This is a genomic window from Nocardia pseudovaccinii NBRC 100343, assembly GCF_001613225.1.
In the GTDB taxonomy this organism is placed as follows: domain Bacteria; phylum Actinomycetota; class Actinomycetes; order Mycobacteriales; family Mycobacteriaceae; genus Nocardia; species Nocardia pseudovaccinii.
Map to the genome: position 1 here is coordinate 1 of NZ_BDBY01000336.1, position 13717 is coordinate 13717.

Here is a 13717-nt window from a genome sequence, read left to right on the forward strand (position 1 = left end):
ATGAAACCGGGCGCGACCGCGTTGATGGTGATGCCCTTCTCGGCCAGCTTGGGCGCCTCGGCGTTGACCATGCCGATGACACCGGCCTTGGACGCGCCGTAGTTGGTCTGACCGCGGTTACCGGCGATGCCCGCGATGGAGGACACGTCGATCACCCGACCGCCCTCCTTCAGTGCGCCACGCGCCACCAGGCCCTCGGTAATGCGGTGCGGCGCGGCGAGATTCACGTTGATGACCGACTTCCAGCGGCCCTCGTCCATATTGGCGAGCAGCTTGTCGCGGGTGATACCGGCGTTGTGCACGACGATATCGATGCCGCCGAAACGTTCAGTGGCGAATTCGGCCAGCTTCTCGGCGGCATCGGGTGCGGTGACATCGAGTGCGAGCGCGGTGCCGCCGACCTTGTTGGCGGTGGCCGAGAGGGCCTCACCGGCGGCCGGGATATCGGCGACGATCACGGTCGCGCCGTCACGGGCGAAAACCTCGGCGATGGTCGCGCCGATGCCGCGCGCGGCGCCGGTGACCACGGCGACCTTGCCGTCGAGCGGCTTGTCCCAGGCGGCCGGGGCCACCGAATCGGCCGAGCCGACCCGGATGACCTGACCGTCGACGAAGGCCGACTTGGCCGAAAGCAGGAAGCGCAGTGTGGATTCCAGGCCGGACGCGGTGGCGGATGCCTCCGGGTGCAGGTAGACCAGCTGGGCGGTGGCACCGCGCAGCAGCTCCTTGGCGACGCTGCGGGTGAAGCCCTCCAGCGCGCGCTGGGCGATCTGCTCGTCCACGCCCGCGGTCAGCTCGGGGGTGGTGCCGATGACGACGATGCGCCCCGACGCCGCGACGCTGCGCATGGCGGGCTGGAAGAATTCGAACAGCTGCGAGAGATCCTCCACCGTGCCGATGCCGGTCGCGTCGAAGACCAGCGCGCCGTACTTCTGACCCGAGGCGGGCGCGTCGGCGAAGGTGTAGTCCGAGAGCAGCGTCCGCACCGGTTCGGCGACGCGGCCCTTGCCGCCGAGCAGCACCGGACCGGGCAGCGGCGGCTCACCGGCCTGGTAGCGGCGCAAGTTCTGCGGCTGCGGCAGGCCCAACTTGCTCGCCAGGAATTGGCCGGGAGCGGAGTGTACGAACGATCCGTAGAGGTTGGGAGCACCCTTGCTCTTGCTGGCTGCCACTGTTTCTCCCTTTTCTCGTGTGTCGTGGTTTCGGCGCGCCGGTGGCTGCGTTGCCGAATGGTCTGCATGCCCCGGCGCGAATTTACGCAGACTTGCGGGGTACGGTGTCGACAACAAACTTACTCCAGAGTAAGTTTAAAGTAAACCAACCGCGACGGGGCGCCGATCTGCGCGGACACGTCCGTGTCGAACGGCCCACCGGGCACCCGACGAGACCTTGGAGACTCGAGTGACAACCAAAGCCCGTTCAGCGAAGAGCACGGCAAAGAAGGGCCCACGCCCGGTTGCGATCGTGGGCGGCAACCGGATTCCGTTCGCCCGCTCCGATAAGGCCTATGCCCACGCCTCCAACCAGGACATGTTCACCGCCGCGCTGGACGGTCTGGTGAGCCGGTTCGGCCTGCAGGGTGAACGCCTCGGCATGGTCGTCGGCGGCGCGGTGCTCAAGCGGGTCGGCGAGCACGGCATGGTCCGCGAGAGCGTGCTCGGCAGCAAGCTCAGCCCCTACACCCCGGCTCACGACCTCCAATTGGCCTGCGGCACCGGCCTGCAGGCGATCGTGACCGTCGGTGACGCGATCGCCGCCGGTCGCATCGCCGCCGGTGTCGGCGGTGGCACCGACACCACCTCCGATGCCCCGATCGGGGTCAGCGAGTCCATGCGCGAGTGGATGCTCGACGCCAACCGTGCCAAGAGCAATAAGGACCGCCTCAAGCTGGTCGGGCAGCTGCGCCCCGCCATGCTCGGCATAGAGATCCCGCGCAATGCCGAACCGCGTACCGGTCTGTCCATGGGTGAGCATGCCGCCATTACCGCCAAGGAATTCGGTATCGCGCGCGAGGCCCAGGACGAACTGGCCTACCTGTCGCACAGGAATATGGCCGCCGCCTACGACCGCGGCTTCTTCGACGATCTGATCACCCCGTTCCTCGGCCTGACCCGCGACGACAATCTGCGTCCGGGTTCGACCGTCGAGAAGTTGGCCACCCTGAAGCCGGTGTTCGGCAACAAACTCGGCGATGCCACCATGACCGCCGGTAACTCCACCCCGCTCACCGATGGCGCCTCCGCGGTGCTGCTGTCCAGCGACGAATGGGCCACCGAGCGCAACCTGCCGGTGCTGGCGCATCTGGTCGACTCCGAGGTCGCCGCGGTCGATTACATCCACGGCCCCGACGGCCTGCTGATGGCGCCGACCTACGCGGTGCCGCGCCTGCTGGCCCGAAATGGCCTGACCCTGCAGGACTTCGACTACTACGAGATCCACGAGGCCTTCGCCTCGGTGGTGCTGGCCACGCTGCAGGCGTGGGAGTCGGATCAGTACTGCAAGGAGCGGCTTGGTTTGGACGGCGCGCTCGGTTCGATCGATCGCAGCAAGCTCAACGTCAACGGTTCCTCGCTCGCCGCGGGGCACCCGTTCGCAGCGACCGGCGGGCGCATCGTCGCCTCCACCGCGAAGATGCTGGCGGAGAAGGGATCCGGCCGCGCGCTGATCTCCATCTGCGCCGCGGGCGGACAGGGCGTCGTCGCGATCCTGGAGCGCTGACCAGTCGACAGGCGGCGGCATCGGCCCAGCCGATGCCGCCTCTCGTCTGTCGCCGCACTTGCGAGTTCTGTTCGACACCAACGGATTTCACGGTAAAATTCGCGAACTCCGGTATCCGCAGGTCTGACCGGGTAGGTTCCGTTCGGAACCTTTGTCCGAAACCGCTACCGGGTACAGGAGCGATGGATGCCGACCGCGAGGACCCTGGCCGAGGCGCAGACCTACCTGAGCCTGCTCGCCGCGGCCGATGGGGATGCGAGCCCGCCGCAGACTTCGCTGACCGAAGGTGAGCACGCGTGGACGGTGCGCTCGATGCTCGGTGACGTCGAGGTGCCCTACGACTCCGAGGCGGCGTGCCGCAACCTCGGAGTGTGGTTCGGTCTCGGCGTCTCGCCGCTGGTCGACGCCGGGCAGTGGATCATGATCGCGGGCACCTACGCCCGCCGTGCGCTCGACGCGGATCTGACCTACCAGGGCAGACCCGGACAGGACCGCGATACCGTCGAACTGAACTGGCAGTTCGCCGCCGAGGCGCTCGGCGAGGCGATCAAATTCCTGCCCGAGGGTGCCGACCGCCTCCCGGCCGCGGCATTCTGGTCCGAACTGGGCGAACAGCTACGGCGCGACCAGCCCGAGCAGATCACGCGTGCCAAGCTCGCCGACGATCTGGAGTACTACACGGGCACACTCGAGGACTTCCGCGCGCTCTACGGCGAGTCCCCCTGAGGACTCATTCGCGGGCCAGTGCGGCGCGATCCTCGACTAGTCCGTGGGTGATCTCGGCGAGCCGTTGCGCCGGAACCTCCACGGCGCCTTCGGCATTGATGACGACCACGGTCGGATAGATGCCACGGGTGAGATCCGGACCGCCGGTGGCGGTGTCGTCCTCCGCGGCATCGAAGAGCGATTCGACGGTGATCCGCAGCGCCCGATCCTCATCGATGCCGCGGCTGTAGGTCTTCTTCAGCGAGGACTTCGCGAACAGCGAACCGGAACCGACCGCGGTATAACCGAAGCGCTCCTCACTGCGACCGCCGACGACATCGTAGGAGAAGATCCGCCCGACCTTCTCCGGGTCGGTGGCGCTCAGGTCGTAGCCGATCAGTACCGGGACCACCGCCATATCCTGTAGTGCGGCAGGCAAATTGTCGCGCACCATCTTCGACAGCTTGTTCGCCTTGCCCTCGAAGGTCAGCCCGACACCCTCGATCTTCTCGTAGTGTTCGAGCTCGACCGCGAACAATCGGATCATCTCGATGGCCATGCCGACGGTGCCCGCGAAACCCGCCGCCGAGTAGGTGTCGGTGATGTACACCTTCTCCATATCCCGGCTGGCCAGCAGATTACCCATGGTGCCGCGCCGGTCGCCGGCGAGCAGCACGCCGCCGCGGTAGGCGACGGCCACGATCGTGGTGCCGTGCGGCGCGATGTCCTGTCCGTGCACCGTGGCATTGCCGAAATCGCTGCCGGGCAGTAGTTCCGGGGCGTATCGGCGCAGGTTCTCGGAGAAGGAAGACGTCGCGAACTCCATAACTCCACCGTAACGACTTCCCGCCCGCGGCGTCAGCGCACCGAATTTCCGTGGGCGGAAAGTCCGGTGCGCCACAGCCATTCGCTCATGCCGATCTTGATCGCGGCCTTGGGCGGTACCAGCGGCGCGAGAAAATCGAGCAGGCGAACGAGTCGGCGTCAGTGCGATATTGCGTCGGCCGTGGACAACCTTGTCCGACAATTTCTGTCTGAGACGATGGGTTCGGATAGTCCTACTTCGGGGGCAGCTCGATGTGACCGCCGAAGGCCTTGCGCATGGCCGAGAGCATCTTGTCCGCGTACAGTGCCTCGCCACGCGAGGAGAATCGCGCGAACAGCGCCGCCGCGAGCACCGGTGCGGGGACGCCGGTATCGATCGCGGCGTCGAGGGTCCAGCGGCCCTCGCCGGAGTCCGATACCCGGCCATCGAAGGATTCCAGGGTCGGATCGGCGTAGAGCTCGCTCGCGGTGAGGTCCAGCAACCACGAGGCGACCACCGAACCGCGCCGCCACACCTCGGTCACCTCGGGCACGTCGATGTCGTATCGGTACCACTCGGGATGTTCGAGCGGGGTCTCCTCGGCAGATGGCGCGGCATCGTGGGTCGCGCCGATATTTGCCTTGTGCAGGATGTTCAGGCCCTCGGCGTAGGCGGCCATGGCGCCGTATTCGATGCCGTTGTGCACCATCTTCACGAAATGTCCTGCTCCGGCCGGTCCGCAGTGCAGATAGCCCTGTTCAGCGGGTGACGGCTCACCCGTGCGGCCCAGCGTCCGTTCGGCCGCCTCGACCCCCGGAGCGATGGACTTCAGCAGCGGATCCAGATGCGCCACCGGCTGGGCCTCGCCGCCGATCATCAGACAGAAGCCCCGGTCCAGTCCGAAGACGCCGCCCGAGGTGCCTATGTCCACATAGTGGATGCCCTTGGGCTTCAGCGCCGCGGCGCGTGCGATGTCGTCGTGGTATCGGCTGTTGCCGCCGTCGATGATGATGTCGCCGGGCTCGAGCAGCTCGGCGACTTGGTCGATCACCTGACCGGTCACCGCGGCCGGGATCATCACCCAGACCACCCGCGGGGTCTCCAGCCGGGATACGAAGTCCTTCAGATCGGTGGAGCCCTGGAAACCGTCGCTGCCCAGCTCCGCGGCGAGCGTGTCGATCATCTTGGGTCTGCGTTCGTAGCCGACGGCGGTATGCCCGTCCTTGACGATCCGGCGCACGATATTGCCGCCCATCCGGCCCAGGCCGATCATTCCCAGCTGCATTCCAGCCATCTCCCTCGTCGCGTGTGGGCCCTGGTGGTAGGAAGTTCAGCTCGATTGTCCCGCGGATGTGTAACGCGCGGTGCGGCGGACCAGATAAACGGATTGGCTCCGCGTAGTTGCCAGACCCCCGACCCGGCAACTACGCGGGGCCCTTCCATGTGTGGCGTGGTCCGTTGCACGGGATTTGCTGATGGACCGCGCTGTGCTGACGATGTCGGTGCAGACCACTATCGTTGGCGGGGCTCGCACCGTGCGAGTTCCTAACAATCGAGCGGGAGGACGGTTCGTGACGAGCGAATCGAGTACCGGGCGGCACGGTCCACATGAAGGCGGCCAGGTCGGACTACGACAGCTCCTCGACTCGGCTCGATCCTCGACACCGCAGCAGCCACCACCGCCGCGCGTTTCGCAGCAGGCTCCGGGCGCGGATACGACGCCGCAGCCGCCCCGGCCTCGATCGGTGCAGCAGCAACCGAGGTCGTCCGAGACGACGGCTCAGCAGCCGCCGCCGTCGGGACATCAGTCACCGGAGTGGGCTGGGGATTCCATGCCGACCGCGCCGCTGCGGGCGACTCGGCGACCCAAAGCGGCCGCGCCCACCGGCGGGCAGCGGGGTCGCGCACCCGAACAGCCGTCCAGACCGAGCAGGCTGAGATCGCCCATCGCGAAACGCATCGGCATCGGCGTGGGCGCACTGATAGCGGTTTGCGGTCTGGCTTACGTTGCGGACCTTGTCCTTTCGTCCGGTCACGTACCGCGCGGCGTCGTCGTGGCCGGTATCGATATCGGGGGCGAAGACACCGCGGCCGCACAGGCTCGGTTGCGCACCGCGGTGGATCCGCGCGTCGACCAGGAACTGCCGCTGCAGATCGGCGACGTGCAGACCAGGCTCACCCCCAAAACCGCTGGCCTGGGAGTGGATTGGGATGCCACCTGGGCCCGCGTCGGCGGCCAGCCGCTCAATCCGATCACCAGACTGACTTCGTTGTTCGTCACGCACACGGTGCCGGTCGCGAGCACCGTCGACGACAACGCACTCGATGCCCAGCTCACCGCCCTGCGCGTGCACGACCGCGCGACGGTCGAGGGCACCATCGCCTTCGACGGCGCGCGCCCGGTCGCCGTGCCGCCGGTACCCGGCCGCATCCTCGATGTTCCGGCCGCGCGCGCCGCGCTCATCGAAAACTGGTATCTCGGTGCGCTGCTGGATCTTCCGGAGACGGCCGCGCCGATCGCCGTGCGCGCGGAGGCGGTCGAACAGGCTTTGCACACCATTGCCGAACCGGCGGTGAGTGCGCCGATTGTGTTCGCGGGCAAGAACAATGCGGCGGGCAAGCTGGAGCCGGAGCAGATCGCGTCCATACTGTCCTTCGCCCCCGATGGGCAGGGCGGTCTCGCCGCGTCCTTCAAACAGGATGTCGCACTCGGGGTGCTGGGTCCGCAACTCGCGCCGTCCGAGGTCGAGGCCAAGGACGCGACCTTCGCGGTGACCGGGTCGGCCGCGACGGTGGTTCCGGCCGTGGTCGGTGACAAGATCAGTTGGGCGAAGACGTTCGAGCAGTTGCCGAATCTCGTCGTCGCCCCGCAGGAGCGCACCGCGCAGGCCGTCTACGAGAAGGTGGATCCCAAGCTCACCACCGAGGCCGCCAACGCACTCGGCGTCACCGAGGTGATGGGCCAATTCACCACGAGCGGCTTCAGCGGGCCGTCCGGTGTGAATATCCGGGTGGTCGCCAAGAAGGTGAACGGCGCCATCGTCAAGCCGGGAGAAACCTTCTCGCTCAATGACTTCACCGGTCCCCGTGGGACGGCGGAGGGATACGTCGAATCCGGCATCATCGATCACGGTCGTCCCAGCACCGCCGTCGGCGGCGGCATCAGCCAATTCGCGACCACTCTCTACAACGCCGCCTATTTCGCGGGCATGGAAGATGCCGGTCACACCGAGCACAGCTACTACATTTCCCGCTATCCGGCGGCCCGCGAGGCCACCGTCTTCGATGGCGCCATCGACCTCAAATTCCGCAATAACAGCCAATCCGGTGTCTACATCGAAACATCGACCACCGACTCCGAGGTCACGGTCCGCCTCTGGGGCACCAAGACCGTCAATGTCGAATCCACCACCGGTGAGAAGACCAAGCCCACCGAGCCCACCGAGATCAAACTTCCCAAGGGCAAGGACTGCATCGCCACCGAAGGCGCACCGGGCTTCACCATCTCTGATACGCGAGTCATCACCGACCGCAAAACCGGTCGCGAAATCTCGCGCAGCACGCGGACGGTGAAGTACGACCCGGTACCTGTCGTGAAATGCGAGTAGTCGACTCCTACAGCGGGGTTCGCATCAACAGCACGTTGTACTGGTTCCACACCGACAGTAAGAAGTACAGGTCACTGCCGGTCTGATACGGGAAGATCATCGGCGCGTAGGCGCTCGGCAGCGCGGGGCCGTCGACGAGCACCTCCGGCTCGCTCCACGGCCCCTCCGGCGCCGATGCGGTGCGCAACACCACCGCATTCCGGGAGTCCGTGGTGAGCATGATGAATTTGCCGAGATGCTCGTTCCACATGACCGACAGTTCGCTGACATCCCCGACGATCGGTGTGGCGTCCTTGGCCTCGGGCTTCCACTCCTTGCCGTCCCAGTACTCGTAGCGATCGATATCAGCGATATCGGATTCCATTGCCCGCGAGATGAATCCGGGATTCAGCCGACCCGCCGGGGTGCCGTAGCGGTAGACGTAACCGCCGTCCTTCAGGAAGGCGTTCTGCTGAAAGTTCTGATGGCCGTCCACATTCGCGCGCCGGGTCGTGGTCAGCGGGGTCCAGGTCTGTCCGCCGTCACCTGAGGCGGCGAGAGTGGAGAAGTTGGTCGACCACTTGCCGTGCTCACCCCATTCGCGCACCGACATCAGGCTCATGTACTGCACACCGTCGACCGAAATGCCCGCTGTCGGAATGAGACTGATCTCGATGCCGGGAATCTTCGGGCTCGGCAGCGGATTGGTCACGGCGCCGTCGAAGGAAATCCCCTGCGACGGATCCTTGGTCGAGCTGTGGAAAAGTACCTGGCTGCTCCAGGCGAATACGCTGCCTACCAGCAGGTTCGGGAAGCCGAGGCCCGCGCTGTCACCGAAGGCGGTGATCATCCGGCCGTTGCCGTCGTCCCACATGACGCCGAGGTCGGTGCCGAGCACATTGACGTGCTGGGTGCGATTGGGGCTGTCCATACCGGTCATCTGGAAGACCGCCTGGGTCGGTCCGGGTAAGCGTGGCAGGCCGCGTGGCTGTCCGTTGATGCCAGGAATGGGGTTGATGCCGGGAATCGGAAGCAGGAAGTTCGAATCGGCGGCGGCCGGTCCGGCCAGCGCGACCGATATTGCGGCGGCGAGTACACCGGCTCTGCTGAGTGCGGACAGCGATCGGTTCATCCGGACGATCCCTTCTTGCGCGCGTCTGCCCGGTCATTGTGCCCCGATTCGTGACCTATGTCCGGTCCCTGCGCGCTGGAGGCCGACATGTGATCATCGCTACACTGAAGATCACCAGGAGACGGGGGTTCCGGCAGGGGCTGGCCTGTCACCGCTGCTTAATGGTCGCTCGAAATGGCAAAGCTGTTCGGTACATCCAGCAGGATTTCGTGAACGCTAGGCGGTGGCTCCATGGGTGACAGTCGCGCGATACTTCGCAGTTGGTGGCGCGATCCGGCGCACTATCGCTGGTTCGTGCGGACACTCGAATCTCATTCCGGGCTGCGCCTGATCAAGGCGATCATCGGCGCGGGCGGTGCGATCATGCTCGTGATCAACATCTTGATCTGGATGTCGCCCGCCGGTCCGAGCGGCGCAGTGCACCGCACTATCTTCGCGGCGGCCGGTGTTACGGCAGTGGTGTGGACGGTTCGCTGGTGGCTGTTCCCGTGGCCCCGCGCCATCACCTCACTGGCTCTGTTGACCTGGGCGGATGTCGCGATCACGGCATCGTGCCTGGTGGACAGAGATCGGGTGTACGGCGCATTGAGCGCGATGCTGCTCGTGGTCACCGGCGCCTACATCACGTTCTTCCACAGTCCGAAGGCGCTCGCCGCGCACGCCGGATGGTCGCTGCTCACGGTGGGTGCGCTGGCCGTATTGCTGGTGGCCGATGCGCAGAGCAATGATCTCGCGCTGGCCGGTGCGATGGTCCTGATCATGGTCGCGGCCATCGTCGTGGTGCTGCCCGCCTTGCAGTTCTGCTATTGGGTGCTGCGCATCGATGTGCTCTCGGATCCGCTGACTACGCTGCTGAATCGCCGCGGACTCGACTATTACGTGCACCGTTCGCGATACCAGCGCCAACTGTGCGTGATCACCCTCGACCTCGACCACTTCAAGGCGGTCAACGACACCTTCGGCCACACCATCGGTGACGAGGTGCTGGTCTCGACGGCCGCGCGGTTGCGCGCCGCGGCCGATCCCGATGCCGTGGTCGCCCGCACCGGCGGGGAGGAGTTCGCGGTGGTCGATCAGTTGGATCGTGCGGCCGCGCTGAGTCTGGGCGAGCGATTGCGCCTTGCCGTGGCGGAGACGCCCGGCATATCCGTCACCGTCACGGCCAGTGTCGGTGTCGCGGTGTGCGACGGCGGCACGGACGGGGGACGGCCGCGATGGTTGCTGCGGTGTGCCGACAACGCGATGTATCAGGCGAAACGGCTGGGCGGCAATACCGTTGTGCTGGCGGAAGATCCGGAGCAACCGGCGATCGAACTCGCCGAGCCCGCCCGAGAGATGGTGCACCGCATCAAATAACAACAGCGGCCCCGGAGACTCCGGGGCCGCTGTGTGCGAAATCTATTGGATCAGAACGCCGCTTCGTCCAGCTCCATGATGTCGTTGTCGAGGTTCGACAGGATGGCGCGGGTCGCGGTCAGCTCCGGCAGCACATTGCGCGCGAAGAACTGCGCGACGCCGACCTTGCCCTGGTAGAACGCCTCATCGGCGCCGGTCGCGCCATTGTCGAGGGCCTTGATGGCGATGTCGGCCTGACGCAGCAGCTGCCAGCCGATGAGCAGGTCACCGACCGAGAGCAGGAAGCGCACCGAACCCAGACCGACCTTGTACAGCTCGCTCGGCTGCTCCTGGGCGCCCATCAGGTGCCCGGTCAGGGTGGCGGCCATGGCCTGCACATCCTCGAGCGCGGTGGCGAGCAGCTTGCGCTCGGCCTTCAGCCGGCCGTTGCCCGCCTCGGACTCGATGAACTTCTGCACCTGGCCGGCCACGTGGGCCAGCGCGACGCCGCGGTCACGGGCGATCTTGCGGAAGAAGAAGTCCTGCGCCTGGATGGCGGTGGTGCCCTCGTAGAGCGAGTCGATCTTCGCGTCGCGGATGTACTGCTCGATCGGGTAGTCCTGCAGGAAGCCGGAGCCACCGAAGGTCTGCAGCGATTCGGTCAGGTACTGGTAGGCCCGCTCGGAACCGACACCCTTGACGATCGGCAGCAGCAGATCGTTGACGCGGAAGGCCATATCCTTATCGGCGCCGGAGACCAGCTCGGCGATATCCGCATCCTGGTGTGCGGCGGTGTAGAGGTAGATGGCGCGCAGACCCTCGGCGTAGGCCTTCTGCAGGGCCAGGCTGCGGCGCACGTCCGGGTGGTGGGTGATGGTGACGCGCGGGGCGGCCTTGTCGGTCATCTGGGTCAGGTCCGCACCCTGGACACGCTGCTTGGCGTAGTCCAGTGCGTTCAGGTAACCGGTCGACAGCGTCGCGATGGCCTTGGTGCCGACCATCATGCGTGCGTTCTCGATGACGTCGAACATCTGCGCGATGCCGTTGTGCACCTCGCCGACCAGCCAGCCCTTGGCGGGCACGCCGTGGCCGCCGAAGGTGACCTCACAGGTGGCCGAGACCTTGATGCCCATCTTGTGCTCGACATTGGTGACGAAGACACCGTTGCGGTCGCCCATGGTCTGGGTGTCGAAGTCGAAGTGCCACTTCGGCACGTAGAACAGCGACAGACCCTTGGTGCCCGGACCGGCACCCTCGGGGCGGGCCAGCACCAGGTGCATGATGTTCTCGAACAGGTCGTCGGAGTCACCCGAGGTGATGAAGCGTTTGACGCCCTCGATGTGCCAGGAGCCGTCCTCCTGCTGGATCGCCTTCGTGCGGCCCGCGCCGACATCCGAACCGGCATCCGGCTCGGTCAGCACCATGGTGGCGCCCCAGTTGCGATCGGCGATGATCTGCGCCCACTTCTTCTGCTCATCGGTGCCGTTGTTGTAGAACACCTGCGCGAAACCCGCACCGGCGGCGTACATCTGCGCGGGCGGGTTGGCGCCGAGGATCATTTCGCCGAGCGCCCAGGAGACGGCGCTCGGGGCGCCGAGGCCACCCAGCTCCTCGCGGACGGCGACCTTGGCCCAGCCCGCGTCTTCCAGCGCGCGGTAGGACTTCTTGAACGATTCGGGGAGAGTGACCGTGTGGGTCTCGGGATCGAAGGTCGGCGGGTTGCGGTCACCGTCGACGAACGAATCGGCCAGCGGACCCTCGGCCAGGCGACGCACCTCGTTGAGCATCTCCTTGACGGTCTCGGTGTCGAGGTCGCCGTAGGCGTCGCTGTCGAGGATGGCGCCGAGGCCGAGTACCTCGAAGAGGTTGAACTCCAGGTCGCGGACGTTGCTCTTGTAGTGGCCCATTTCTGTTACTCACTCTCCGTTGAGTTGGTGCGGTCGGTTGGTTGCCGTTCCCGCCCGTTGTCCGTCCACCGGGTAGCCGTGCCGGTTTCTCCGCATGCTACTCGCGGGTAACTTATGTCCCATATTACCGGTCGGTAATGGGGTCGCAAAGACTCGAGCGGGCAATGTGACGCGGAAAACACTCGAAGGCGTTGCCGTTTGTCTACGGCTCGCGTAGTAGACGTTCGAGCCGGGTTTGCCGGTGCATTACCCTGCGGCCGACGCGCTGCGGGTGGCTGGGCGTCTTCGGATAGCTGGGGACTACCTTGGAAATGTGCGAATCGAGACGAGCGCCGGGCCCGCGGAGATCGAGCTCGACAAGCCGCGCAAGGCGGCGTTCCTACTGCTGCTCACGCACGGATCCGGCGGCGGTGTCGATGCGAAAGACCTGCTCGCCGTGCGCGACCGCGCCTACGAGCTGGGCGGCGCGGTGGCGCGAGTGGTGCAGCCGTACCGGGTCGCGGGACGACGCGCCCCCGGTTCCGCGGTGAAGCAGGACGAGGCGTGGCTCGAGATCGTGACCGACCTGCGCAAGCGAGTGAAGAAGGTCCCGCTGATCCAAGGTGGGCGCAGCAATGGGGCCAGGGTGGCCTGCCGCACCGCCATCGCCGCCGACGCGCGCGGCGTGCTCGCGCTGTCCTTCCCGCTGCATCCGCCGGGCAAGCCGGAGAAGACGCGTCGCGAGGAACTGCTGGCTCCGGGCGATATCGAAGTCGTCGTGATCAACGGCGCGAACGACCCATTCGGCATCCCCGACCCCGCCGATGCCGCCGAAGTGCGCGTAATTCCTGGTCAGCCGCATTCGTTCCGGTCGGGATTCGACATCATTGCCGACACGGTCGCGCCGTGGTTGCGGCGCTGGTCGCAGTAGCGCAGGGTCGCCTGTGTGTGGCCGGGAGCCACGGGCCGCTGACAGCTCCGATTGCTCGCGTGCGGGTGCTGGACGTCTGAGATTTGCGCGCCGCGAATGAAATATTCGGCCGAATCATGTGTAGTGCGCCGACATCGTTGCCGACACGGTCGCGCCGTGGTTGCGGCGCCGGTCGCAGTAGCGCACGGTCTGGGCGGCGGCCGTGTGTGTTGCCGGGTGCGACGGGGCGCTGACTGCTCGCGTGCGGTGCTGGACGCCTCGGGTTCCGCGCCTGCATTTTGCGCGCCGCGAATGAAATATTCGGCCGAATCATAGGTGGGGCGCCGAAACGTGTGAAGCGTAGAGACGTGTGTGGGGCGTGGAGATGTGCGAAGCGCAGAGCCCCGTGTGTGGCGTGCTGAAATGTGCGAAACGAAGAGCCGTTGGGGCACCGAAACGTGCAAAGCGCAGAGATGTGTGAAGCGCAGAGATGTGTGAAGCGCAGAGATGTGTGAAGCGCAGAGACGTGCGTGGCGCAGAGACGTGCGTGGCGCGTGGAGACGTGCGAAGCGCAGGGCCGTGTGTGGCGTGCTGAAATGTGCGAAGCGCAGAAACGTGTGGGGCGCCGAAACGTGCAAA

General features: G+C 66.1%; 11 protein-coding genes. 5 read left to right on the forward strand and 6 right to left on the reverse strand.

The window, feature by feature from the left end:
* On the reverse strand, positions 1 to 1172 hold a 1172-nt coding region (locus tag NP3_RS37280), incomplete at its 3' end, for a 3-oxoacyl-ACP reductase (RefSeq protein WP_063046424.1).
* A gap of 229 nt (positions 1173 to 1401) precedes the next feature.
* Here NP3_RS37280 and NP3_RS37285 point away from each other — a divergent pair.
* Together NP3_RS37285 and NP3_RS37290 are read left to right on the forward strand one after the other, a co-directional pair.
* Positions 1402 to 2718 (forward strand): acetyl-CoA C-acetyltransferase, encoded by a 1317-nt coding sequence (locus NP3_RS37285; RefSeq protein ID WP_063046425.1) that lies wholly within the window; start codon positions 1402 to 1404, stop codon positions 2716 to 2718.
* A 186-nt stretch (positions 2719 to 2904) separates the two neighbouring features.
* Entirely contained in the window at positions 2905 to 3444 is a 540-nt protein-coding gene (locus NP3_RS37290) for a hypothetical protein (RefSeq protein WP_063046426.1), read from the forward strand.
* Between the two features lie 4 nt (positions 3445 to 3448).
* Here NP3_RS37290 and prcB read toward each other — a convergent pair whose 3' ends face one another.
* The 3 genes from prcB to NP3_RS50900 all read right to left on the reverse strand — a co-directional run bounded on the left by prcB (position 3449) and on the right by NP3_RS50900 (position 6188).
* Entirely contained in the window at positions 3449 to 4249 is an 801-nt protein-coding gene (gene prcB, locus NP3_RS37295) for a proteasome subunit beta (protein ID WP_063046427.1), read from the reverse strand.
* Between the two features lie 232 nt (positions 4250 to 4481).
* Complete coding sequence (gene gnd / locus NP3_RS37300; RefSeq protein WP_063046428.1) at positions 4482 to 5513, reverse strand: phosphogluconate dehydrogenase (NAD(+)-dependent, decarboxylating); 1032 nt, start codon at positions 5511 to 5513, stop codon at positions 4482 to 4484.
* A gap of 519 nt (positions 5514 to 6032) precedes the next feature.
* Entirely contained in the window at positions 6033 to 6188 is a 156-nt protein-coding gene (locus tag NP3_RS50900; protein WP_245721267.1) for a hypothetical protein, read from the reverse strand.
* A 10-nt stretch (positions 6189 to 6198) separates the two neighbouring features.
* Here NP3_RS50900 and NP3_RS37305 point away from each other — a divergent pair, with 10 nt between their 5' ends.
* Positions 6199 to 7836, forward strand: a complete 1638-nt coding sequence (locus tag NP3_RS37305) for a VanW family protein (protein WP_245721268.1) — start codon at positions 6199 to 6201, stop codon at positions 7834 to 7836.
* 7 nt (positions 7837 to 7843) lie between these two features.
* On the opposite strand, the gene NP3_RS37310 is transcribed toward NP3_RS37305, so the two are convergent.
* Positions 7844 to 8947, reverse strand: a complete 1104-nt coding sequence (locus NP3_RS37310; protein WP_063046430.1) for a glycoside hydrolase family 183 protein — start codon at positions 8945 to 8947, stop codon at positions 7844 to 7846.
* Between the two features lie 231 nt (positions 8948 to 9178).
* On the opposite strand from NP3_RS37310, the gene NP3_RS37315 reads away from it, so the two are divergent.
* Positions 9179 to 10303 (forward strand): GGDEF domain-containing protein, encoded by a 1125-nt coding sequence (locus tag NP3_RS37315; RefSeq protein ID WP_063046431.1) that lies wholly within the window; start codon positions 9179 to 9181, stop codon positions 10301 to 10303.
* Positions 10304 to 10353: 50 nt separating this feature from the next.
* On the opposite strand, the gene NP3_RS37320 is transcribed toward NP3_RS37315, so the two are convergent.
* Entirely contained in the window at positions 10354 to 12189 is a 1836-nt protein-coding gene (locus NP3_RS37320) for an acyl-CoA dehydrogenase (RefSeq protein WP_063046432.1), read from the reverse strand.
* Positions 12190 to 12502: 313 nt separating this feature from the next.
* On the opposite strand from NP3_RS37320, the gene NP3_RS37325 reads away from it, so the two are divergent.
* A complete protein-coding gene (locus NP3_RS37325; RefSeq protein WP_063046433.1) occupies positions 12503 to 13099 on the forward strand; it encodes an alpha/beta hydrolase family protein in 597 nt (198 codons plus the stop codon).
* The last annotated feature ends 618 nt before the right edge of the window (positions 13100 to 13717 follow it).

Bases quoted from the DNA above. Each gene is read 5' to 3' on its own strand.
- NP3_RS37290 (WP_063046426.1), top strand. From the start codon at position 2,905: ATGCCGACCGCGAGGACCCTGGCCGAGGCGCAGACCTACCTGAGCCTG.
- prcB (WP_063046427.1), bottom strand. From the start codon at position 4,249: ATGGAGTTCGCGACGTCTTCCTTCTCCGAGAACCTGCGCCGATACGCC.
- gnd (WP_063046428.1), bottom strand. From the start codon at position 5,513: ATGCAGCTGGGAATGATCGGCCTGGGCCGGATGGGCGGCAATATCGTG.
- NP3_RS50900 (WP_245721267.1), bottom strand. From the start codon at position 6,188: ATGCGTTTCGCGATGGGCGATCTCAGCCTGCTCGGTCTGGACGGCTGT.
- NP3_RS37310 (WP_063046430.1), bottom strand. From the start codon at position 8,947: ATGAACCGATCGCTGTCCGCACTCAGCAGAGCCGGTGTACTCGCCGCC.
- NP3_RS37315 (WP_063046431.1), top strand. From the start codon at position 9,179: ATGGGTGACAGTCGCGCGATACTTCGCAGTTGGTGGCGCGATCCGGCG.
- NP3_RS37320 (WP_063046432.1), bottom strand. From the start codon at position 12,189: ATGGGCCACTACAAGAGCAACGTCCGCGACCTGGAGTTCAACCTCTTC.